The following is a 23,706-nucleotide window of genomic DNA, read 5'->3' on the forward strand; positions in this document are numbered from 1 at the left end:
ACCGTTTTTCTGAGAAAGAGTTTTATCCCCATGAAGAAGTTCACTCGTTTCGCCGCCGCTGGTTTGGTTTTCTCCGCTGGCCTCACCCTCGCCGCTTGCCACCCGCCGAGCGAGCAGGATTCCACTGAGAAGGTTGACACTGGCGCCACCTTCACTGGTGAGGCCCCTGGCTCTGGTGCTGCCGCATCCTCCGAAGCAGCGGCTGAGACCGAGGTTGCTGAGAGTGGAGTTGCTGGCACCGAGGTTGCTCCGGCCGGATACACCACTGCCCCGGTTCAGCAGTAGACTCTGCGGTAACTTGAAGCGAAAGCGGCGCCCCGAATAATCGGGTGCCGCTTTTAGCATTTGAGGGCAATCACCCTCAACCACATGCCCCTAGTTTTCTTCGCGGGCCCAATCCCCAATGACTCCCGGCAGCACCGCAGGCGCTTCGCCGAGCAGGTCACGGCGGTTGGGGTCGCGCTCCACCTGCGTCGTGACGGATTTGATCCGACGCTCACCATCGCTCCCGCGTGCCATTCCGCCCATCAGGGGCATCATGCGCATCCCTGCACCACGGGCATTGCTAACACCCGACTTCGCGCCGTGCGCTCCGCCGGCAGCGCCCACGACACCACCGGCGCTGCCACCGGCACCAGCGCCACCAGGACCGGCCACGCCGCCCATGCCACCCACACCAACCGCACCACTGCCTGCACTACCGCCTAGGAGGCCACTGCCGCTTAGCGACGCCCGCCCCTCCCTCTGCTGACCAGCCCCTGTTACGGCCCCTGGAAGGCCACCGAGTACCGGATGCGTTCCGGTCTGCGGCCCGCCGAAGGAAGAATTCAAGCCGCCCAAGCCCGCTGCAGATGTGGTTGGATTCGCTGATGCCTCCGGCAAACGACCATTGAGTCCCGCAATTCCTCCGGGAAGCTGGTTGCCACGTCCATCAGCGAGACCGACTGATCCCAATCCGTTGAGACCACCTGCCGCATAGGGCGCACCGCCCGGGGCAGTCGTGGCTCCTGTCATCGTGCCGTGAACCGGGTTAAGAGCCCCGACTCCCGCACTAGCGGCCGACGTGTTTACCCCGGCTGCATCGATGGGCGCCAGCGCCTCACCAAAGCCAAGGTCGCTAAGAATATCGCGCCCACGGTTCTGCAATTCTCCATGAAACTTCGCGATGTCCTCAGCGCCCATCCCGACGCCACCAAGCCCTTGGATCTGGCCGTTTGCGACGTCAAAAGACCCAGGCCCCACAGCGCCACTCTGTATTGCTTCAGCAATCTTTTGGGGCCAGGCAACCCCATCTGTGTTGTACCGGTTTCCGTCGCCCGCGACGGCCCCAAAATGAGTGCTTGTATCCCCACCGCCACTGGGTGGTGCCGCATCCATGAGTGCATGCTGATACGGCATAGCCGAAATCACTTGCTGCTGCAGAACACCCTGCATATAGGTCAATGCTGCTTTTTCAGCGGCTGCGCGTGCAACAGGATCTGGAATCGCGGCCACCTCGAATGCCAGGGCAATGGCTTCGGGTTGAACGTTCACTAGCTGCGCTTGGAAGCCAAATAGCTTCTGCTGCATAACATTTGCATTAGCGATGAAGTGTGTTCCTGCCTGCGCGACCTCACGAATCTTGTGGGCCGCACGAGTAGTAGCTTCGCTGTCATTCTCCGATTCCAAGGATGCGGCTGAGTGCTCAAGTCCAGCGACGATATCGGCGACTTCCCCACTCAGTGCTCCCCACCGTGCGTTGGCTTCCGAAACGTCCCAGAAGCGAGTGCTGAACAAATTCGATGCCAGGCCCATAATGGATGCGCCGGGATCCACGATTGGAACAGTAAACCCAAACGGACTGTAGCCCGGGTCTGGTTGTGACACTATCGGCATCGACGACGCCCCGCCTCCCCCGCCAGCATCAGCGACATCCAGCCCCCGGCTGGTGAGTTCGTCTTGCGATTCGAAGCTTGCTAATTCAGTTTGAAGTGCCTCCCCGAGCCAAGATACCTGTCCCCTAAACCCCTCCAAAGAATTACGCGCCGACCCCGGATCCGTAGCCAGCACGCGCTGGTGAATTGCACCAACTTCACTTAGGCCGGTAACCGTGGAGAAGCCTCCATCTAGAGGACTATGCACGCCACTTGAAGCATGCCGAAGTCTCTTTCCCAGTTCCGATATGCGAGATACTTCTAATGCCAATGCGTTCTGATTGATGATCATTTCCCGAGCCCCTTTATTCAAACCAGTTCCAATAGTAGTTTTCTTGACTGTTCACATTTTTCCGCCATAGAAACCCCTGATGTCAGTTCCGTCCATGCAACCGAAACGACACCACGAGTGGTTTCAACATAAGAAGTGCAAGTAGTGCCCTTCATGAATGTGTCCTCTACGGTGTAGATTTCTTCCCCCGCTTTATCCATCGGCAAAAAAGGCGTGGGATATAGTGCGCGAATGCTCTCCATTTCCTCATGCTGAGCCCCAAGAGCTATGGCAGCTTCTCTGCCGTTGCCTAGGTCTTTGGAGAAGAAACAACTTCTGTACCCTGTCTCTCTTTCCGGTTCCGAAGTCATTTGCAGCCTCAGGTCAGATAGAGATTCATCGGGTATCTCAGTACATGGATCAAACACTTGAAATCCAGGCGCCGTACGATCAAATTCACCAAATGGCGGCAGAACCCCACCTCCCGCACGAGGCTCGTCGCGTGAAGCCTGAGCCTCTCGCGACCTCGTGGCGGTGGCATCAGCGACCCCCGAGTCCCCTGAGCCACCGCCGGTGCTATCGCCAGGAAAATTGTGAAAGTCCCCCGGATTATCACCATGGTCGCGAGCACCTAGACCTAGCGGAGATGCGCAGTTTGACAGCACCCCGATACAAACCGCCACCAGCACTAGGCCCCCGATTCGCTTCATGGTTTCCCTTCAACCAACTTTCCTGACTGTCAGAAGCCCCTCACTGAAGCTGATAGCTTCGAGCGGCTTCTGCGACCAGAATGCACGAGAACTATCAAGATGTCGCGTCAGACCCAAATAAGCTTCACGCAATATTTCCAGACAGGTCAATTATTAGACGCCATTAATAGCACTTTTATAAATAATCGCTGGTCGTAGCCTGCAAGAAACTTGGATGCCGGCAGGGAGCTACATGTGACCGAGCTGCCGATTATAACCAAATGGGGGTCCCCTAATTACAACACTGTTAACTTCCGGGTGTCGTTTTCCAGTAGAAAAGCAGAAAGCCAACCACCTCACATGATCCCACTCGACAACACCTCAAGCTCCACTTAAAAGCCCAGCTAGTTCAGCCGACCTGCAAGAGAATGACAACGGCATAGCAACGCATTACTGCGGCTTAGCAGCAGTCACATCAATACCGAAGGACTAGCAGTGACCCACTCGTCCCCCCGACTTCCGGCTTTCAACCTTCCATAAATCGAACATTTTGCCCATAACCATCAAGAGAACCTTTGGCTTCACAAGCATAACTAAGTGTGTGCTCATCCACGTCGCGCGGGGAAGATGACTATCTCACCGACCGGAATTGATACACAATCACGCGTGGGACTCCAGGAACATTCGTGCTAACTACTGGCTAGCTCCGACGGTTTAGCCCTGAGGTGACAGAAGTACGCTCCGCCTATAGCCTGCGCTGTGTCCAATAGGAGGTTCTCCGCTCACAAAAGAAACCGACGGCCGACATCACCAAAGTTTGTGATGTCGGCCGCCGGTTCGCAACAGCGCTATGAGACCAATTAGTCCCTGAAGTAGCTCAGCAGACGAAGAATCTCGGTGTAGAGCCAGACCAAGGTCACAGCCAGACCAAGAGCGATACCCCAGGCGTACTGAGCCGGAGCGCCCTGACGGATAAGTCGATCAGCTTGGTCGAAGTCCGTCATGAAGGACAGCGAGGCCAAGACGATGCAGACAAGGGAGAAGATGATGGCGAGCATGCCGCCGTCACGCAGCGGATTGAAACCGAAGAAAATAGCACCCAGCATGTTACCCAGCGCCAACACTGCCACACCAGCAATAAGGCCAAACATGATCTTGTTGAACTTCGGGGTGACCTTGACCGCACCGGTCTTGTAGACCATCAGCATGCCGATAAACACACCTACAGTGCCCATGATGGCCTGCCCAATGAGCGCCATGCCATCGGAGTTACCGAGGGAAACGCCGGCGAACATGAGCGAGAATCCGCCCACGAAAAGGCCCTCAAACACGGCGTAGATCAACGTCACCGCAGCAGAGCCAAACTTCTTTCCAAACGTTGAGACGAGGACAGTAATGAAACCGCCTAACGCACCAACCAGGGTCAGGATCATCGCAATGCCCGGGTTAACCAACTCGCCGATGGCAAAGTTGAGCACGGCCATAACAATAATGACGCCAAGAGTAATACCAGTCTTGGTCACGACATCATCAACCGTCAGCGGACGATCGGCGCTACGGTTTCCCTGGTTAAACGGATTGTCGCTCTGACCGTAGGGGTTGACCTGGGTCTGGCTTTGGCTGGACGAGAGGGAACTCATGACGGGGTTGCTAGAACGCACGCGAATCCCGATTCCTTTCACAGTCGTTCTCTAAAATGCGGCCACTCGGGGCCGCCTTGTCTTTCATTTCACTAGGATCAACGCTCCCCATTGCTAGGAAGTTCCCAAAAATCTCAAAATTCGCAAAATTATCCCCGTTTAATAGGGACTCGTCGTCAAGCAGTGCCCCTCACCCGCAACGACTGGTTGATTAAACCAGCGTTTCCGCTGGTCATGGCACCCCAGTGGTGCCCCCAGTGGGACTCGAACCCACACTGAATCGATTTTAAGTCGACTGCCTCTGCCGATTGGGCTATGGGGGCCAAACCGTGCCCACTTATCTTAGGGCACGGATAGTCATGAGCTGAAAATAGGGTCGGCTTCTGCGCAACCTCCAGGCCTTAGCTCGCTAGTTTTGCTGCAAGGCCAGTAATGATGCCATCGAGGATGTCCTTCTCACTGATGAAGAAGGAACGCGCCTCACTATTGCGTTCAATCATCGTCATGATGCCCTCGACTGCCACGCATCCACCGCCGATGACATCCGCGCGTCCCGGGTGGATAACGGGATTGAGAGCGCGAACATCCGAAGGCAGACCGATCATCTGTCGGGTGAGCACCCGTAGAGCGTCGAAACGCAGCTCGGAGCCATGAATGGAATCGGCATCGTAGCGTTCCATCCCTTGGGCCAGTGCCGACAGAGTCGTAAACGTACCGGCGCAGCCAACGAAGGTCAGGGCTTTATCGATAGGAACGATCTTCTCAACTTCAGCCATGCGCTCAGCCACGTAATCCGTAGCGATCTCAATTTCTGCTTCGGTGGGTGGATCATTGCGCATGATGCGCTCAGTAAGTCGCACACAGCCCATTTGTGCCGAGTGGGAGCCGAGAATCTCACCGTCGATGGTGCCAACGACGAACTCCGTCGAACCACCACCCAAATCGATAACGCAGTACGGGCCCTCCTCAGAATGCAGGTCCCCCACCGCGCCGGTAAAGGACAGCAGCGCTTCCTCTTCGCCGGAAATAACCTCCGCACGAGCACCAGGCTGAACTTGACCGAGCAGTTCTTCAGTCATGTCAAAGAACTCGCGGTGATTCTTTGCATCGCGGGTGGCTGAGGTGGCCACCATCCGTACGCGCTCGACCTTCTCAAACTTCATCTGCTTGACGTAGTCCTCAAGCGCCGCGCGGGTCCGTGCAAGGGCCTCTGGTTCAAACTCGCCGGTGGCGTCGACGCCCTGCCCGAGACGAACAATCTCCATCGTGCGGGAGATATCGCGGATCTTTCCATCTTCCTGAATCTCACTGATAAGCAGACGGATGGAGTTGGTTCCGCAGTCGACAGCAGCGACGCGTGTCATAAGGCTAGCCTTTCTCTTAACCGGCGTTAGAAAAATCGAACTGGGCCATATCAATGCCCAAGTCCCCCACGGTGGGCCAATCCTCTGGGATGGCACTTCCTCGAAGTTTACCGTGTTCTGCGGCCATCGCTACGGCTTCGGTGCCGAAACGTACACGGCCCGGCCCCTCCGCCAGGGCATAAGCGATGAGAACGTGAAGGCACTTCACGCGCTCAGGCATGCCACCACCGGAAAAGTCAGTACCGAGGTCTTCCATGGCGTTGCGGGTTGTCAGGTAGTGTTCATGCGCGGCTTGGTAATCCTTCTGCAGGTCCTCATCCTCTGCAAGGCGCTGCTCCATCCATTTCATGACATGGGCAACCTCAAGGCGCGATGCTTCGGCGGTCAAGCGCGGGTCGGTGAGGTAATAAAGGGTGGGAAACGGGGTGCCGTCGGGAAGCTTAGGCGCGGTCTTAATCACCGCCGGGGCTCCGTCCGGAGTGCGGTAAGCAATGTCCACGACGCCGCGCGGGGTGCGGCCCAACTGTTCGCGGACGACTTCAAGATCAGCATCGGTCACGGTCATAGGAACCATTGTGACATGGAGATATGGATGAGTCCTATTCAGCAGGTGTTTCCGGTAGGTTTTCGGCTTCTTCCGATACCGAATCCCACAAAACCGTGTACCACTCGCGGTCATCGGCTTCTTCACGACGCTCTGAGGTCACCGTGTCACCGGAGTCCATGCGCGGATCCATGACACGAAAGGCCATCTCGCCTTCATCCATGACACCGAAGCGGCGACGCGCCTCTTGCTTGACGTACTCCTCCGAGTTGTATTTATCAATCTCGGTGAGGAGATCATCCTTGTGGGCCTGCTTGGCAGCAATAGAGCTTTCTAGGCGAGTAATTTCTGATTGGCCGTGGTAATAGTTGCGCAGCGGAACAGCAATGGATAGCAAAACTACGAGAACAACGGCAATAATCACGCCGACGCCCAGAATGTCCAGGCCTTTGGGCTGGACCGGGGTCTTCTTCCGCTTGGCGCGCTGCGCATCGCGGGCACGCGTGTGCACCGGAACGGTGTTCCGGCGCTTCGTGCGGGGAGAAATAGTGCGTGCCATCGGGAAGCCATTGTATCCCGGACCGGCCCCAGTGCCGTGCGGCGCGCGTCGTGTCTCAGAAATAACACGTGTCACAGAAGTTCAGAGTCCGTTCCGGCACGTGCGCTGCGTCAGGTTGACCTCTACGGCTGGCCTCCCAACGCAAAAGGTGCCACAGTTTCCTGTGACACCTTCTGAATTAGAGCTAACTCAGCGAGCAGTCCGAGAAGACTGCCACTAGAAGCTAGCGGGCGAACTTAACCCTGGAAGCGCGGGAATGCGGAGCGGCCGGCGTAAACAGCGGCATCGCCCAGCTCCTGCTCAATACGCAGCAGCTGATTGTACTTGGCCACGCGCTCAGAGCGGGCCGGAGCACCGGTCTTGATCTGGCCACAGTTCAGGGCAACTGCGAGGTCAGCAATGGTGGTGTCCTCGGTCTCACCGGAGCGGTGGGACATCATGGTGCGGTAACCGTTGCGGTGAGCCAGCTCGACGGCGTCAAAGGTCTCGGTCAGGGTACCAATCTGGTTGACCTTGACCAGCAGAGCGTTGGCAGCCTTCTTGTCGATGCCCTCCTGGAGGCGGGCCGGGTTGGTGACGAAGAAGTCATCGCCGACGATCTGAACCTTGTCACCGATAGCCGCGGTGAGCTTGGTGTAGCCCTCCCAATCATCCTCCTGCAGCGGGTCCTCAATGGACACGATCGGGTACTTAGCAACGAGCTCCTCGTAGACCTTGGCCATCTCCTCAGCAGTGTGCTCGCCGCCCTCGAAGTGGTACTTGCCGTCCTTGAAGAACTCGGAGGAAGCAACGTCGAGCGCCAGAGCGACGTCCTTGCCCGGCTCGAAGCCTGCCTTCTTGATGGCCTCAATGATGAGATCCAGAGCAGCCTTGGTGGACTCAGCCTCCGGAGCGAAGCCGCCCTCGTCACCGAGGCCGGTGGACAGGCCCTTGGACTTAATAACGGACTTCAGTGCGTGGTAGACCTCTGCGCCGATACGCAGCGCCTCGGAGAAGGACTCCGCACCGATCGGCGCAATCATGAACTCTTGAACGTCAACGCCAGAGTCAGCGTGGGCACCACCGTTAACAATGTTCATCATCGGAACGGGCAGGACATGAGCGTTCGGGCCACCGACGTAACGGTAGAGCGGCAGGCCAGCGGACTCGGCAGCGGCCTTAGCGGCTGCGATGGAAACGCCCAGGATGGCGTTGGCGCCAAGGCGGGACTTGTTCTCAGTGCCGTCCAGCTTGATCAGGGCCTGGTCGATGAGGCGCTGGTCATCGGCCTCGAAGCCGGCAAGTTCATCAGCGATCTCTTCGTTGACGTTCTCAACGGCCTTAAGAACGCCCTTGCCCAAGTAGCGGTCACCACCGTCGCGCAACTCGTGAGCCTCGTGAACACCGGTGGAAGCGCCAGACGGAACGCCGGCGACACCGCGTGCGCCATCGTCGAGGAAGACTTCAGCCTCAACGGTGGGGTTGCCGCGGGAATCAAGAATTTCGCGTGCCATTACGTGGATGATGTCAGCCATGCTGCTTTCACTCCTATAGAGCCAAATTGATCTTGGTTTGTGTTCTGGGAGGTGCTCCCAAACCACCTGCAGCCAATTGTTCCAGAAAACTTCGGAACGTGTCGGGCTTAAACGGACAACGTGACAAAGATCTAGGAAGGGACTAGGACGTCGCAGGCTGTTCAATGGCGTAGGAGTTCGCCGCTGCCGCCACTTTACGCAGGTAGTCCTCTGATTGGTTGTAGTTGAGAACGGCTGAGCGCCAGCCTTCCGGCGTGGAAAGGTCCCTATCTCCAAAACACAACAATGCGGCGGCACCTAGCGCAGCATCGTCGATCTGGTTGGGATCAGCCACACCATCGCCACTGGCATCCCGACCTAAATGCTCCCAAGAAGAAGCGATAAACTGCATCGGCCCGACGGCGCGATCAAACTCGGTATCGCCGTCAATCACGCCTCCGTCACTATCCGGAACCATGGTGGTGTTATTCGTACCATCGAGAGGTATACCCACGATGGGTGGGTCGGGGTAGCCGTTCTCATCGAGTGAAGAACGGTGAAAGAGATTGCCGTTATAGGTCCCGTGACGGCTTTCAACCCAGCCGATCCCCGCAAGGGTATTCCAGCGCAAATTACAGTTCGGCCAGGACTCCCGCGCAATCAACTCCGCATTGCCATAGGCCCGCAAGGCCTGATCGGGGATGCTGGTGGCATCAGCAAGCTGGTCGGACCACCACGTCAATTTATCCGCCGTGCGCCCCGGACCTTCGACATCAATATTGGGCACTTCTGCCCCACCCACGGGAGGTAGATCCTCTGGGACGGGGGAAAGCTGCCGGAACGGGGATGGCCTATCTAGGAAGGAAAGGCTCCAGGCCACCAGGGAAATGATCAGAATGATAGCCAAGACAATGCCAAGGCCACAGCCCCCGATCCTCCTAAGCCCCTGCGTCATAAAGGTGAATACTACAGCCCGTTGCAGGAAGGGGGTCGAGCGACACAGAGGGTGCAACGAGGCGACTGCATAGACCAATCCTAGGAAGGTGCGAAGCAGAAGTTATGTCACAATGTTCCCATGCGTAACATTCTGCGCTACACTCCAGCCTTGAACAGAGAGCCGAGGCCCCGCTGGTGCTCCACGTTCTACCACCGTCCGTTCCAGAAACGTGCTTTCCCTTATTTAAGGAGTTCCATGCCCATCCGTCGTATCCTCGCCACTACTTCTACCGTCGTCGCCCTAGGTGCCATCGCACCCGCCACCGCCTCTGCCGCTTCCCTCACTGAACTGGGCGGCTTCCTTTCCCAGGGCATCCAGTCGGCTGACTGCAACACCCTGCGCAGCACCCTCACGCTTATCGATCGCAGCACCGAAGGCGAGCTCCTAACTCCGGACAGCACCCGCAACCAGCTTTCGAAGAACCTCACTGCACTGGGCAACTCCAAGGAGCTCGGCCCGCTGGCTTTCGCCGCTGTGAAGTACGCCGGCCAGACCGCTGACCGCGCCCTCGAGTGCAAGATTGTCAAGGAAGACACCATCGCCACCGGCGGCACGGGTCTATCCTCCAAGATCGCTGACTATGCTCCCCTGCTGTCCTCCATGATCCAGAAGGGCTAGTCCTTCTTTTCTCGGGCCTTACCTTCGGCCCACAGGCGCTCCTGCTCCTCTACCCCCACGATGTCCTCTGAGCCATCAAAAAGGTAGGGCGCGCGGGAGCGCATTTTGTTGACGAAAGACATCGCAACATCATCAAGGTTGAAGGCTCCACGGCGTGCCGCGATTTCGGCGTGGAAGAGGATCTGCAGGAAGACATCGCCCAATTCCTTCAGCAGCTCAGCATCTGAAGCGTGCTCCCGCACAGCCTCGGCAAACTCCGCGGACTCTTCCTCCAAATACGGCAGCAGAGTCTCGTGGGTTTGATCGCGCTCCCACTCCCCAATGCGCCGAGCACGCGTCATCACCTCGCGAGCCTGCCACATCGGCTCCTCCAAGGAGGGGGCAAGGATGAGCTCCGCGTGGGCGTCGATAAGCGCACGCACCTGCGGATGGGAAGGATCTGTGCTCACCACAACACCGTGGCCTGCAGGATCCTCACCGCACAATAACTGATCAAAGTCCCAGCGAACGTTCACAGGTACTTCATCAGTGAAAACAACAGGTCCCTGCAGCTTTCCAACGGCCTCCATGGGTATTAGGGTGGGCCAGCGCGGATCTAACAACAGGACAGTCATAAGCAACGAGTATAGGTCCCAGCCTCCATGAACTTTCGCTGCAGTTGCACAAAAGCCCGCCTAAAGGGGTATTTTTAACCAATGACCACTTCCAATCTCACCGAATCGCCGCGCACGCACTCCGTGACGCTGTGGACGCTCGTCGCGCTCATCATCGGTTCCACGGTGGGCGCCGGAATCTTCTCTCTACCGCAGAACATCGCCTCCGTGGCCGGCCCCGGCGCCATGCTCATCGGCTGGCTCATTGCTGGCGTGGGCATGCTCTCTGTCGCCTTCGTTTTCCAGATCCTGGCTCACCGCAAGCCACACCTCGACTCCGGCGTGTACTCCTATGTCCGTGCCGGCTTGGGTGATTTCATCGGCTTTACCTCTGGTTGGGGCTACTGGCTCGGCTCCGTGATGGCGCAGGTGGGCTACGCCACCCTGTTTTTCAACACCATCGGCCACTACGTCCCTTTCTTTGACGCCGACCACCGCTGGGTTTCCGCCATTGCGGTGTCGTTGCTGTCCTGGGGTATTTTTGCCGTGCTTGCCCGCGGTATTAAGCAAGCAGCCATCATGAACATGGTGACGTCCGTCGCCAAGATTGTGCCCATCCTGGCCTTCATCGTCATCCTCGCTTTCGTAGGCTTTAGCTGGGATAAGTTCACCCTGGATATCTGGGGCAAGGCTTCCGACAAGTCCCTCTTCGAACAGGTCCAGGGCATCATGCTCTTTACCGTGTGGGTCTTCATCGGCGTGGAGGGCGCATCCGTGTATTCGAAGCAGGCGCGCACCCGTTCCGACGTCGGTCGCGCCACCGTCATCGGCTTCATCAGCGTTTTGGCACTGCTGGTCTCCGTGTCCACGCTGAGCTTCGGCGTACTCACACAGGAAGAGCTTGCAGCACTGCCGGATAACTCGATGGCCTCCGTGCTCACCGCCGCCGTGGGTGAATGGGGTGGCGCGCTCATCTCCCTCGGCCTGTGCCTTTCCGTGCTCGGCGCCTACGTGTCCTGGCAGATGCTGTGCGCGGAGCCGATCGTCATGATGGCCGTCGATGGTCTTCTCCCCCGCAAGATCGGCACCGTGAACATCGCCGGCGCGCCGTGGGTAGCGCAGCTGATTTCCACGCTGACGATTCAGCTCTTCGTCATCGTCTTTTTCCTCAACGAGACCTCTTACAACGCCATGGTGCAGCTGGCCACCATCATGTACCTGCTGCCCTACATCTTCTCCTCGCTGTACCTGGTTCTTTTGGCCGTGCGCGGCAAGGGACTAACGCACCCGCATGCCGGGGTGCGTTTCGACATCTCGGGCCCAGAGGTGAGCCGTCGCGAGAACCGGCGCCATCTCTTCATCGGGCTCGTCGCCTTCATTTATTCCCTCTGGCTCATTTACGCCGCCGACCCAGTCTACGTGCTGCTTGGCGCACTGGCCGTGGTCCCCAGCATGATTCCTTACGTGGCCACCCGCCTGTACAAGAAGGAACGCGTGTTCAACACTTTTGAGTGGTTCGTGGTTGCTCTGGTGATTATCGGCGCGGTGGCCGCGGTGTGGGGCTTGGGCACCGGCCGGTTGGTGCTCTAGAAGGCCTCGGGCGCCGAGCGGTGCGATAACACCGCATACGCGATGCAGCTCACTAGCCACAGCACATGACCAATGGCGCTGACGACGAGGAAGATGCCACCAGTAATAGAGGCCGCTTCCTCGTTGCCAAACCACCACGTCGGCACGGTGGCTGGTCCGATGTCCCCAAAGTCCGGCAGGTTGGCGTTGCCCACGATAAAGCCGATGAACGCTAGGGCCATCGATGCCCATGCCCACTCCAAGCGGCTTGCGTAATCACTGCGGATGAACAGCGGGAGCAACCCGAGAAACACCCAAAAGCCAACCAGGAAGATCCCAAACATCACCAAAATGAAGGTGAGCCAGCCACCGTTCTCACCGCTGAACTTGATAACCAGGGAGACGGGGATACTGAACAACGCCGCGAACATCCACACCACCATCATGATGATTCGGGGATTAGCTCTACTAGGCCCAATGTGGTTGTTCGAGGCGTCCATTATTTTTCTCCTACGCTAATGACGTTCTTTTTAGTCTTAGCACCGCTGACGTCGACGCGCTCGAGTTCGAACATCGACGCCAAGAAATCCGCCATCCACTGCAGGAGTTCAATGTCTCGCAGCTTGGGGTCAGTGACATTGCGGCCAGCCTTGGGGAAGTTGAGCTGGATGGCCTTGGCCGCCGCGCGGTAATTCGAGCCCGGGAAGAGGCGCTTGAGGCGTACCTGTTTCGAATCCGCCAATTCCACCGGGTGGACCTTAATGCGCGTGCCCTGCACCGTAATATCGCTGACCCCGGCCCGGCGGGCCTGGTGGCGCAGGCGGGCCACTGCGAGAAGACGCTCCACCGGCTCCGGAACAGGGCCATAGCGGTCCTGCATTTCCTCCACCACGTGTGCCAGATCCGCATTCTCCTTGGAAGCTGCGAGCTTGCGGTAAACCTCCAGGCGGAGGCGTTCGGAGTTGATGTAGGACTCCGGGATATGAGCATCCACCGGCAGGTCGATGCGGATTTCCTTTGGCCCTTCGTCCGTGACCACGGGGGTCTCACCACGCGCGAGCGCCTTGAAGGTCTCCACTGCCTCACCGACAAGACGCACGTAGAGGTCAAAGCCCACACCGGCGATGTGGCCCGATTGCTCAGCACCCAGCACGTTGCCAGCACCGCGCATCTCAAGGTCCTTCATGGCCACGGCCATACCCGCACCCAGATCGTTGTTCTGGGCGATGGTGGCCAGGCGGTCATAGGAGGTTTCCGTCAGCGTGGCGCCCTTCGGGTACAGGAAGTAGGCATAGCCGCGCTCGCGGGAGCGGCCCACGCGCCCACGCAGCTGGTGCAGCTGGGACAGGCCCATGTGGTGGGCGTTCTCCACGATGAGGGTATTCGCATTAGCAATATCCAGGCCGGTTTCCACGATGGTGGTACACACCAGGACGTCGAATTCGCGGTCCCAGAAACCCTGGACGGTGCGCTCAAGCACGTCCTCGTTCATCTGGCCGTGCGCGACGACGATGCGCGCCTCCGGCACTAGGTCCCGCAGTTCGCGGGCCTTCTTCTCGATGTCAGCGACTTTGTTGTGAATGAAGAAGACCTGGCCGTCGCGCAGCAGCTCACGGCGGATGGCCGCGGCCACTTGCTTATCCTCATACGCACCCACATAGGTCAGGACCGGGTGACGGTCCTCCGGCGGGGTCAGGATGGTGGACATCTCGCGGATGCCCGCCATGGACATCTCCAAGGTGCGCGGAATCGGCGTCGCGGACATGGTGAGCACGTCCACGCTGGCCTTCAGTGCCTTGATGTGCTCCTTGTGCTCCACACCGAAACGCTGCTCCTCATCCACCACGATGAGGCCCAGGTTCTTCCACTGCACGCCAGTCTGCAACAAACGGTGGGTACCGATGACGATGTCCACGGAACCATCCGCCAAACCAGCCAGAATCTCCTTGGATTCCTTGGTCGAGGTAAAGCGCGAAAGCACCTCGATATCCACCGGGAATCCCTGCATGCGTTCGCGGAAAGTATCGGTGTGCTGCTGGGCCAGCAAAGTGGTGGGCACGAGGACCGCGACCTGCTTGCCGTCCTGTACGGCCTTGAAGGCTGCGCGCACCGCAACCTCGGTCTTGCCATAGCCCACATCGCCGACGACCACGCGGTCCATCGGCACCGTGGATTCCATATCCTGTTTGACGGCGTCGATGGCCAGCATTTGGTCCTCGGTCTCGACGAAGGGGAAATTATCCTCCATCTCGGCCTGCCACGGGGTGTCGGGGCCAAACTGGTGACCGGGTGCGGCCTGGCGCTTGGCATAGAGTTCCACCAGCTCACCGGCGATCTCGCGCACCGCGGCGCGAGCCTTCTTCTTGGTGTTCTTCCAGTCCGAGCCGCCCATCTTGGACAGCGTCGGCGCCTCACCGCCGGTGTACTTGCTCAGCAAATCTAGCGAGTCCATGGGCACCCACAGCTGGTCGGCCGGTTGGCCGCGCTTGGACGCCGCATACTCCAGCACGATGTACTCGCGGCGCGAAGTCTCGTCACCGGATTGAACGGTGCGCTCGGCCATCTTGAGGAACTTGCCGATGCCATGAGTCTCATGCACCACGTAGTCACCCTGCTTGAGTGCGAGAGGATCCACGCGGTTACGGCGCTTTGCTGGGCGACGCTTCGCCCCCGCAATATCGCCCACACGGTTACCCGTCAGGTCAGTTTCCGTGATGACGACCAGCGGCAGCGCTTCAGCGTCCTTGAGCTTGCGTACCTTCGGGAACACCAGACCAGCATGGGACAAGGCCTGGTAAAGAGTGACTTCGCCGGGGCTCGGCTCCCAGCCAGGTGTGGCCACCTTCGTGGGAATCCCCTTTTCCGCGAAGCGCTCCACCATGCGCTTAATCGCGCCCTGTGCAGGGGCAATAAAGGCGGCACGCCCGCCGGCCGTGGTGTGCGCCAGAAGCTGCGCCATCATGGCATCGATCTCTGGAATATCACCGCGCGGGGTAGGTCCGGGCTCAAAGTCCAGCGGCAGAGTCTCCGATTCAGCCGCCGCAAACATCCCCGGCGGCGCAAAAGTCCACAGCGGGGCCTCGATATTCCGGCACGTCGCCTCCAAGGACTCATAGGAGCGATAACTCGACGCCGAGGTATCCAGGCCCTCGGCCGCCAACGGACCATCCGCGCCCATCGCGGCGGCCTCCCAGCCAGCAGCCAAGAACTCCGCATCGGTGGATTCCAGATCCGCAATGCGGGTGCGGATCTTCTCCGGCGCCACAAGCAGCACGTGCGTACCCGGGGCAAGGAGTTCGGGGAGGGTGACGAAGGGCTCGGCGGCAAGCACGGCCAGCACAGCTTCCATACCTTCAGCCGGGATGTGCTCCCCTACCTTGGTCAGAAGCTCTGCCAGCGCTGCGTTGCCCCCAAACTTCTGCGCCAGCTCGCGGGCGCGTGCGGCTACCTCATTGGTGATCGGCAGCTCGCGGGCGGGATAGATAGCGACCTCGCCGACCTCGATCTCCGGGATTGCGCGCTGGTCCGCCACAGAAAACTGACGGATATCCGTAATCTCATCACCCCAAAACTCGACGCGCACCGGGTAATCAGAGGTGGTGGGGAAAACATCGAGAATGCCGCCGCGCGTGGCATACTCACCGCGCTTAGCCACCATATCCACGTGCTTATAAGCGCGAAACTCCAGCTCCGACAGGATATGAGAAAGCTCGTGCTCATCTTCTTCCTTCAGGAAGATGGGCGCGCGACCCTCCACCTTGCTCAGGATGGGCTGGCAGTACCCGCGGGCAGAGGTCACCACGACCTGGGCTTTGCCCGCCCCCACCAGGTCAAGCACACGCGCGCGCTTGCCGACGATATCCGCCGCCGGCGACAGCCTCTCATGCGGAAGCGTCTCCCATGCCGGGAAATAAGCGACCTTATCCCCCAGCATGGCCGTCAGCTCCGCAGTGAGATCCTCCGCCTCACGCCCGGAGGCAGTCACCACCAGCACCGGCGCATGGTGCGCCAGCGTGCCGATGGCCCACGGGCGCGCCTGGTCAATGCCAGTAATGTGCAATGAGGCTTCCCCCACTTGGGAGGCGAGGCCTTTAAGTTTTGGATCTGAGGCGGCTACCTTGAGCAGCCCGCCCAGCATCGGCGTTGCCACCTACTTAGCTCCCTTCAACTTCGGTGCTGCTTCCATGCCGGAAAGACCATTCCAGCACAAGTTGACGATGTGCGCTGCGACGGTCTCCCGCGAGGGCTCGCGCACGTCCAACCACCACTGCGCAGTGGTGGCCACAATGCCGACGAGCGCTTGGCCGTAGAGCACCGACAGCTCGGGGTCGAGACCACGGTGTTCGAAGGCCTCACCGAGGATATGCGCAATCTGATTTACCGCCGTATTCAACAACGTGGAGAAGCTACGCTCCGCCCCTGGCTTGGAGTCACGCACGAGGATTAGGAAACCATCGGTCTCCTCCTCCACATAGGTCAGCAGGGCGACGACCCCCTGCTCGATGCGCTCGCGCCAAGAACCCGTCTGCAGCGATTCCGTCACGACCTTTTCCAAAGCCACGAGCTCGCGGTCAATGACGACGGCATAGAGGCCTTCCTTGCCGCCGAAGTGCTCATAGACCACCGGCTTGGACACACCAGCGCGTGCTGCAATGTCCTCCACGCTGGCGCCATCGAAGCCGCGTTCTGCGAAGGCTGCACGTCCTATGGAGATCAACTGCTCACGGCGCTCACGCCCGGTCATCCTTTGTCGAACCATGTCTTCTACTGTATCTCCCCCACTGGACATGGCCCGCACCAGCTAAAAGTCGGCCGTTAACCACGCGCCCGAAAGTCTCGGGCACCTGTTTAGGTTTGGCCCACACCTGTCATGTAATATGTCCTCCAGCGCTCATAATATGTGCGCAGTTTCCCCATGGTGTAATCGGCAACACTACGGTTTTTGGTACCGTCATTCTAGGTTCGAGTCCTGGTGGGGAAGCAAGCACAAACACCGCCTGGACTGCAATTATTCAGCGCTTGGCGGTGTTTGTTTTCTTTTCTTACGACCGCGCCTAAATCCCCTAATTTCAGCTTTCCGCGCAATCGACGCCACCTGCGCCGCGGTGTAGTTCAAGGGAGCAATACCAGCGCGCGGAAGCACCCACCCGCGCCAATACGCCATAACCGCTAGGCCAAAGCCCACGAAGGGCGAGATGACCATACCAAGGGCAAACTTGTCGAAGTGCGCGAAGGATGCCATCACGATTCCTGTAAGCACCGCCGGCACGGCGTAGAGCGGGCTTCCCCCAAAGACCGAGGGAATCTGGCCGGAAGCAACATCGCGCACCATTCCGCCACCCACTGCGGTCAAGACTCCCAAGAATACGCAGGCGATAAACGGCATTCCATGGGTCAGCGCCTTCACACATCCAGTCGTGCACCACACACCCAAGATGACAGCATCCGCGTGCTCGAGGAAGATTTCCCAGGCCTTGCCCTTCAGGTCCGTCAAAAAAGCAATGAGCGCGCCCACACACGCCAGCGTGAGATACAGCGGATCAGAGATAGCCGCTGCCGGACCGCTGGCGATCAGCATGTCACGAATCATGCCGCCCGCCAGCGCTGAAAAGAGCGCCAGAAAGACGAAACCGATAATGTCGAATTCCCTACGGCGTGCAATCGTGCCACCAATGATGCCGTTGAGCACCACACCGATGAGGTCAAAGACCTGGTACAGGGAATGGATGAGCGGGTCGACGTCCTGAATCACAGATACTGACCTTAGCTGATCACATCACTTTTAATCCTCGACTCCATCCAGTTTCATCGCCGCACGGGTAAATGAAGCGGTTCACGCACCGACTGCAACCAAGCAAAGCGGCCCGAAGTAAGAACCCCTCGAAGGACGATAGCAAGTTCTCGGCCACACAAGTAGGCAATAAGGGTTGTTCGATGGGGCTAACTCCCGCGTGTCCGATTCATACCTACTTACGCGGGGAGCACCGCTCCAAATACACCGAACCAGTGGATACCGGAGGGCTCATCCCCGCTTACGCGGGGAGCACGATCTGGACGGTGACGTTCTGCTTGAGGAGCTGGGGCTCATCCCCGCTTACGCGGGGAGCACTACCGGGCCTAGGCTTCCGTCAACCTTGGACAGGGGCTCATCCCCGCTTACGCGGGGAGCGCCACCCGGAACGGCCGAGGTCTTCCAGAGCTTTCGGCTCATCCCCGCCTACGCGGGGAGCACGAGGAGAACACGGCTAGCCCTGGTGCTATCCCGGGCTCATCCCCGCTTACGCGGGGAGCACATTCCATGATGCGGCATATCGCCGGGCCCCACGGGCTCATCCCCGCTTACGCGGGGAGCACGCCTCACGCTTTGGTGCTCAGCTTGCTGGACCGGGCTCATCCCCGCTTACGCGGGGAGCACGCATGGCTCTGGCTACCCGGCGACCCCCAGCCCGGCTCATCCCCGCTTACGCGGGGAGCACTGCGGAAACTCGTTATAGTGGCGCGGTCTGTTGGGGCTCATCCCCGCTTACGCGGGGAGCACGACGCGGGAAATATCAGACCCACGCCGAACCTGGGCTCATCCCCGCTTACGCGGGGAGCACTTTCCGCGCTCCTCAACCAGGTTGAGAGTCGCCGGCTCATCCCCGCTTACGCGGGGAGCACGCTCACAGGCAACTTCTCGAACATCGGTAATCGGGCTCATCCCCGCTTACGCGGGGAGCACGCCTCTTGCGCGGGCTGGGCCTCGCCCGGCCACGGCTCATCCCCGCTTACGCGGGGAGCACGCGTCTGGGAATGTGATGTACGTGCCCCCCGGCGGCTCATCCCCGCTTACGCGGGGAGCACGAGCAGCGCCCCGCCGCGAACGACTGCGTCCCGGGCTCATCCCCGCTTACGCGGGGAGCACACGTCCGCCTTCGGCGACTACAGTGCCGAGGTCGGCTCATCCCCGCTTACGCGGGGAGCACAAGGGCCTGGCGATGCAGGCTAAGCATGGCACGGGCTCATCCCCGCTTACGCGGGGAGCACTTGACTGGTGAGGAGATGAAGCGCCTTGGCGTGGGCTCATCCCCGCTTACGCGGGGAGCACGATACCTCGTTGATGTCCGCATCCACGCCGAGGGGCTCATCCCCGCTTACGCGGGGAGCACTGGCGTTCTACTCGTATGGTCGTTTCGATGTTGGGCTCATCCCCGCTTACGCGGGGAGCACGGATACCTATTCGCAGTCGTTGAAGGTGGATGGGGCTCATCCCCGCTTACGCGGGGAGCACGCAAAGCGGGGCATTAACTCGGTTAGTGAGATGGGCTCATCCCCGCTTACGCGGGGAGCACTTGTGGGTGATCACATTGGTCTTCGCGTACATCGGCTCATCCCCGCTTACGCGGGGAGCACATGACGGTGCCGTCCTTGATTGCGTAGATAGGCGGCTCATCCCCGCTTACGCGGGGAGCACTCGCAACATCATTGCTCGAAGTGTGGCCGCGTGGGCTCATCCCCGCTTACGCGGGGAGCACTAGGCAACGGGGAGCAGTGGATGTCTACCACGGGGCTCATCCCCGCTTACGCGGGGAGCACGGAATGAACCGCTCGCGGGCACCCGTCGGCCGGGGCTCATCCCCGCTTACGCGGGGAGCACCGGGCCCGTTAGCTGAGCAATGGGGTAGTACGGGGCTCATCCCCGCTTACGCGGGGAGCACGATACGGTCGACTAGCGGCGGCGGGGCGTCATGGGCTCATCCCCGCTTACGCGGGGAGCACGGGCCGGTGACGGAGCTGTCCGGCCCGGCGGACGGCTCATCCCCGCTTACGCGGGGAGCACACTGGATCGACCCCAACGCCGGCAAAGTTACCGGGCTCATCCCCGCTTACGCGGGGAGCACTACCCGGATTTTCCGCGAGTCACCCCACACGGGGGCTCATCCCCGCTTACGCGGGGAGCACAGGCTGGGCGCCTCGTTTGGCGGCCAGTAGGACGGCTCATCCCCGCTTACGCGGGGAGCACCGTTGTGCCTCATCCATCCACTGCTGGTGGTACGGCTCATCCCCGCTTACGCGGGGAGCACTCGTCGTATGAAGAGTGCGGAGCTTACTGGTACGGCTCATCCCCGCTTACGCGGGGAGCACCACGGCAACCACCCCACCAGGAGCTCAAAAGTCGGCTCATCCCCGCTTACGCGGGGAGCACATCGACGAGAAACGATTCCCAATGTTCGAGAAGGGCTCATCCCCGCTTACGCGGGGAGCACTCCGTACGACCGGCATTTTCGCGGTTGAGGAGGGGCTCATCCCCGCTTACGCGGGGAGCACGCAGACAAAGTCGCCAACACCCTCGACAACACGGGCTCATCCCCGCTTACGCGGGGAGCACTGACCGTGTTCTGAAGTTGATGGGTCGTGCTGCGGCTCATCCCCGCTTACGCGGGGAGCACGTTGCCCAGGCGTATGTCGCCCGCGTCCACAAGGGCTCATCCCCGCTTACGCGGGGAGCACAAAATGGGCGATCTGATTGTTGCCCAAACGGAAGGCTCATCCCCGCTTACGCGGGGAGCACCTCGATTGAGGCGATGTCGGGTGCGATGGATCGGGCTCATCCCCGCTTACGCGGGGAGCACTGGCCCGGTGAGCTGAGCAATGGGATAGTACGGGGCTCATCCCCGCTTACGCGGGGAGCACCCTTGCTGAACAGCGCATTAACGAGCCGTAAGCTCAGTTTACATACGACTTCTCAGCAGCAAGAGATAGGCTGTGCCCAGTTCTTTCTACTTCCCCTTCTGTTTACGATATGCAGACCGGACCTGCCGTGCCTGCGACCATCCAGTTCTGCTCTGCACAGTCTTCCGTTCAGGAGAGGGACGAACCATGAGCGTGACTCCATCAAAGTCTGTTGGCTGCCAATGGTGCCGGTGAGTCTTAAACTCGAGTCCTTGTTCATTAGCTGCCGAATAAACCAATAACGCTCTTCCGTCCTTACATAGTTCAACTGTTCGCTCCCACAACAAATCACGAATTCTTGCTGAAGGACGACCTACAAACACTCCAGGAGTTAATTCAATCAACCATTTGGAAAGATCACCTCGGAGCCCAGCCGGGCACGCTGTAACGACGAGAACGATCATGAAAGTGTCTCCTCTTCAGACCAGTTCACGCCTGAGGCAATAACCTCGAGTTCACTCCACAACATAAGTTCAACATCACTCACAAGTTCGTCATCAGGGATATCGAACAACGATTTCAAGTCTTTTACCATGCGAGGCATCAGCCTGTGCGAAACAACATAATCGCGAACATGCCGACGGACTTCCGTCGATGGACTTCCCTTGGCAGCAGCAACGGTGTCGAATGCAGCCGGGATTGAAATTTCTGCCTTATATAGATCTGCGATGTCATAAACAAAGGATCGATCGGTTCCCGTGTGAATAACGCCTAGCGCCGGGACGAAACCTAGTGCAGCGATAACAGCATGTGCTACTCCATAGAGCGCTGCGCTCGCAGCGGTAAGCGCCTGGTTGATTGGATCCGATGAATCGAAGTCATTCGGATCATAGGATCGACGATTCCAATAAACTCCGGTCCGTTTCGATTCCGCTTCGTACACTTTCTTCATCCTCGCGCCTTCCCGACCACGTAGTTGTGCCATAGTCAGACTTGACACATCTTCGCCAGGAAACCGCATCGAGTACATGCGGCGCGCACAATCCAATCTCTTTCGTTGGTGAGTGACTACCTCCGCTTGGATTTCTGCCATGCGGCTTGATTTTGCTGGCGGCCGGCCGTGCGCGTAGTACCGCACACCGCGCTCTCCTACCCAGACGGTGCTTACGCCAGCGTCGCCAAGCAGGGCCATCGCAGCATACGTAATCTTTGTCCCCGGCCCCAAAAGAAGAGCTGCGATTTGGGTAGCTGGAAGATGAGCGATGCCCCGTTGGTCCATTATGGTGAGCGAATTGCCATCACGATTCACTACACAGCGTTCAGCGTAAAGAAAACTGATCCGGTCCCCTACGCGCGCCAAGGCCTGGCGTGCGATAGGGACCTCATGTGGCGTAGCCATTAAGAAACTGCCGCCAACGTCATCAAACCACAACCATAACCACGAGCACGACCTATGCCGTGAGTAAGAGTGGAGCGGAGCAGCGCAGAATCTGTGACCTCCAGGGTGCCACGATAGCGGGCCGTTACAATACGGATGTGGCGTCGGTTCCCACCTTTGCGGAAATCAAGGGTCCGCCTCTCCACGATGGCTGTTTCATCTTCTACCGACCAACGTGCTCGTTCTTCCGCAGGCACGGTGTCATTGGCGCGCGGAGCCAACGCAAAACCAGCCTTTTCCGCCCGAGAATAGAGCCACTCAAGCTGGTGATCTACTGAAACGTGAGCTTTAACTTTGCCGCGTTTTCCGTCGTTGGACTGAGAATAGGTTGGGTTTGCAAGCAGCTCAAACCTCCAGCGCTGCCCCTTCTGCAAGGAACCCAGCAGGCGGGTGTAATCAAGGGACTGGGCGGGCCGTGTGTCGTAGCCAGCCTGCTCTACAATTCCAGACGCCGTCGGTTTCTCGGGGCCAACAATGTAAAGAGCATTTTCGTGACTATTTCGATCAATCCGCCATAGCAACCGTGCTTCATCGGTATCGATGTCCGGCGGAAAAGCTGCACTAACTGCCGCATGCATGGCATGTGGATTCGTAAGAAGCTTCCGCCCTTGACGCAACTGAGGGTTGATCAGGATCTTGGTTAGCGTGGTCACGCGTTCATCACCGCTTCCATGAATGGGTCCGGCCGCAGCTGCGATGCATCCAAGGGATTATCAACCATGGCGCTCTCACGTTGAACAACCGTGCGCCAGGAGTACTTTCGGCGCCTCGGATCAAACGACACGGGCACGTCTTGCAACGACTCCCCGAGTTCACCTGGCTTTGCATCGCGATAAATCGGCAGGGCTACCTTCTCTCCACAGGTCTTCATGCACTCCTTTGTGGCATGCCACGTAGAGTGCGCTTGAAGCGACTCAACCGCAGGTTTATCGTCAATTCCCTGCACCAAATTTGGCGGTGCCGGACATGACCGTCGTCCCAAGAAAATCGGAAATGCCGGCTTGTGTAGTGCCTCCGCCAAACCTTCAAGCAATCCACGGTCTTCAGATTCGATCGCAGCAACAAACGCAGCATCGGACAAGAAATACCGGGTTATCAGTTTTGCAGGCGCATTAGGATTGCGCTGCCAATCCTGCGCCGTCTGGTAATCACGCAGCAGACTTCCAGACTGGTCGACTCGCACAGCGAACGTCAGACGCGCAAGATCCTCAATGCCGTCGGTTCGCCGGCGACCTTCCGCAGCGGCGAGCATGCCGAGCACTCCGGATTTCGATGGAATTTGAGACGTTGTTCGCGTGGCGTAGCGCGATTCGTTTCCCCACGACTGCAACGGGGCTTTGAGTAACAGTAACAAGCTCGATGTCAT

Annotated in this window: 20 protein-coding genes, 1 tRNA gene and 1 CRISPR repeat array; of the genes, 3 read left to right on the top strand and 18 right to left on the bottom strand. The window is 59.1% G+C overall.

The genetic code is table 11. The features are described from left to right. Positions 1-30: 30 nt before the first annotated feature. The gene (locus HMPREF2978_RS11910) at positions 31-285 is read left to right on the top strand and encodes a hypothetical protein (RefSeq protein ID WP_070745693.1); all 255 of its coding nucleotides are present in this window, start codon (positions 31-33) and stop codon (positions 283-285) included. A gap of 90 nt (positions 286-375) precedes the next feature. Here the strand turns inward: HMPREF2978_RS11910 and HMPREF2978_RS11915 are convergent, their stop codons facing one another. The 9 genes from HMPREF2978_RS11915 to HMPREF2978_RS11955 all read right to left on the bottom strand — a co-directional run bounded on the left by HMPREF2978_RS11915 (position 376) and on the right by HMPREF2978_RS11955 (position 9,428). After that, positions 376-1,815 (bottom strand): hypothetical protein, encoded by a 1,440-nt coding sequence (locus HMPREF2978_RS11915; RefSeq protein ID WP_246818777.1) that lies wholly within the window; start codon positions 1,813-1,815, stop codon positions 376-378. Positions 1,816-2,222: 407 nt separating this feature from the next. After that, entirely contained in the window at positions 2,223-2,894 is a 672-nt protein-coding gene (locus tag HMPREF2978_RS12920; RefSeq protein ID WP_083316545.1) for a DUF3558 family protein, read from the bottom strand. An 839-nt stretch (positions 2,895-3,733) separates the two neighbouring features. Then, entirely contained in the window at positions 3,734-4,534 is an 801-nt protein-coding gene (locus tag HMPREF2978_RS11925; protein WP_070745697.1) for a Bax inhibitor-1/YccA family protein, read from the bottom strand. A gap of 225 nt (positions 4,535-4,759) precedes the next feature. Then, positions 4,760-4,836, bottom strand: a tRNA-Leu gene (locus tag HMPREF2978_RS11930). Between the two features lie 78 nt (positions 4,837-4,914). Continuing rightward, complete coding sequence (locus tag HMPREF2978_RS11935; RefSeq protein ID WP_070745699.1) at positions 4,915-5,877, bottom strand: Ppx/GppA phosphatase family protein; 963 nt, start codon at positions 5,875-5,877, stop codon at positions 4,915-4,917. A 16-nt stretch (positions 5,878-5,893) separates the two neighbouring features. Then, a complete protein-coding gene (locus HMPREF2978_RS11940; RefSeq protein ID WP_070745701.1) occupies positions 5,894-6,442 on the bottom strand; it encodes a DUF501 domain-containing protein in 549 nt (182 codons plus the stop codon). A gap of 34 nt (positions 6,443-6,476) precedes the next feature. Further along, complete coding sequence (locus HMPREF2978_RS11945; RefSeq protein ID WP_070745703.1) at positions 6,477-6,980, bottom strand: septum formation initiator family protein; 504 nt, start codon at positions 6,978-6,980, stop codon at positions 6,477-6,479. A gap of 236 nt (positions 6,981-7,216) precedes the next feature. Next, positions 7,217-8,494, bottom strand: a complete 1,278-nt coding sequence (gene eno, locus HMPREF2978_RS11950; protein ID WP_070529165.1) for a phosphopyruvate hydratase — start codon at positions 8,492-8,494, stop codon at positions 7,217-7,219. A 142-nt stretch (positions 8,495-8,636) separates the two neighbouring features. Continuing rightward, a complete protein-coding gene (locus tag HMPREF2978_RS11955; RefSeq protein WP_070745705.1) occupies positions 8,637-9,428 on the bottom strand; it encodes a lysozyme family protein in 792 nt (263 codons plus the stop codon). Positions 9,429-9,665: 237 nt separating this feature from the next. Here HMPREF2978_RS11955 and HMPREF2978_RS11960 point away from each other — a divergent pair, with 237 nt between their 5' ends. Further along, a complete protein-coding gene (locus HMPREF2978_RS11960; RefSeq protein WP_070745707.1) occupies positions 9,666-10,088 on the top strand; it encodes a hypothetical protein in 423 nt (140 codons plus the stop codon). On the opposite strand, the gene HMPREF2978_RS11965 is transcribed toward HMPREF2978_RS11960, so the two are convergent. Next, complete coding sequence (locus tag HMPREF2978_RS11965) at positions 10,085-10,702, bottom strand: MazG nucleotide pyrophosphohydrolase domain-containing protein (protein WP_070745709.1); 618 nt, start codon at positions 10,700-10,702, stop codon at positions 10,085-10,087. The two genes, HMPREF2978_RS11960 and HMPREF2978_RS11965, sit on opposite strands and share 4 nt — an antisense overlap. 81 nt (positions 10,703-10,783) lie before the next feature. Here HMPREF2978_RS11965 and HMPREF2978_RS11970 point away from each other — a divergent pair, with 81 nt between their 5' ends. After that, positions 10,784-12,271, top strand: a complete 1,488-nt coding sequence (locus tag HMPREF2978_RS11970; protein WP_070745712.1) for an amino acid permease — start codon at positions 10,784-10,786, stop codon at positions 12,269-12,271. On the opposite strand, the gene HMPREF2978_RS11975 is transcribed toward HMPREF2978_RS11970, so the two are convergent. The 8 genes from HMPREF2978_RS11975 to cas5e form a co-directional block, all read right to left on the bottom strand. Continuing rightward, positions 12,268-12,750, bottom strand: a complete 483-nt coding sequence (locus HMPREF2978_RS11975) for a hypothetical protein (RefSeq protein ID WP_070529180.1) — start codon at positions 12,748-12,750, stop codon at positions 12,268-12,270. The two genes, HMPREF2978_RS11970 and HMPREF2978_RS11975, sit on opposite strands and share 4 nt — an antisense overlap. Then, a complete protein-coding gene (gene mfd, locus HMPREF2978_RS11980) occupies positions 12,750-16,388 on the bottom strand; it encodes a transcription-repair coupling factor (protein ID WP_070529189.1) in 3,639 nt (1,212 codons plus the stop codon). The genes HMPREF2978_RS11975 and mfd overlap by 1 nt, the downstream gene beginning before the upstream one ends. A gap of 12 nt (positions 16,389-16,400) precedes the next feature. Further along, a complete protein-coding gene (locus tag HMPREF2978_RS11985) occupies positions 16,401-17,009 on the bottom strand; it encodes a TetR/AcrR family transcriptional regulator (protein ID WP_070529191.1) in 609 nt (202 codons plus the stop codon). A 249-nt stretch (positions 17,010-17,258) separates the two neighbouring features. Continuing rightward, on the bottom strand, positions 17,259-17,999 hold the full coding sequence (locus HMPREF2978_RS11995; RefSeq protein WP_210383662.1) for a trimeric intracellular cation channel family protein: 741 nt from the start codon (positions 17,997-17,999) through the stop codon (positions 17,259-17,261). A 208-nt stretch (positions 18,000-18,207) separates the two neighbouring features. Then, a CRISPR array of direct repeats spans positions 18,208-20,923; the repeat unit is 28 nt; unit sequence GGCTCATCCCCGCTTACGCGGGGAGCAC. Between the two features lie 86 nt (positions 20,924-21,009). Then, a complete protein-coding gene (gene cas2e / locus HMPREF2978_RS12925) occupies positions 21,010-21,366 on the bottom strand; it encodes a type I-E CRISPR-associated endoribonuclease Cas2e (protein WP_083299022.1) in 357 nt (118 codons plus the stop codon). Further along, complete coding sequence (cas1e, locus tag HMPREF2978_RS12000) at positions 21,363-22,301, bottom strand: type I-E CRISPR-associated endonuclease Cas1e (RefSeq protein WP_070529197.1); 939 nt, start codon at positions 22,299-22,301, stop codon at positions 21,363-21,365. Before cas1e ends, cas2e begins: the two co-directional genes overlap by 4 nt. Further along, positions 22,301-22,993, bottom strand: coding sequence for a type I-E CRISPR-associated protein Cas6/Cse3/CasE (gene cas6e / locus HMPREF2978_RS12005; protein WP_070529201.1), 693 nt, complete (start codon positions 22,991-22,993; stop codon positions 22,301-22,303). The genes cas1e and cas6e overlap by 1 nt, the downstream gene beginning before the upstream one ends. Then, positions 22,990-23,706: a type I-E CRISPR-associated protein Cas5/CasD gene (gene cas5e / locus HMPREF2978_RS12010; RefSeq protein ID WP_070529204.1), complete on the bottom strand. Its 717-nt coding sequence runs from the start codon at positions 23,704-23,706 to the stop codon at positions 22,990-22,992. The genes cas6e and cas5e overlap by 4 nt, the downstream gene beginning before the upstream one ends.

It is taken from the genome of Corynebacterium sp. HMSC074C01 (assembly GCF_001814605.1).
In the GTDB taxonomy this organism is placed as follows: Bacteria; Actinomycetota; Actinomycetes; order Mycobacteriales; family Mycobacteriaceae; genus Corynebacterium.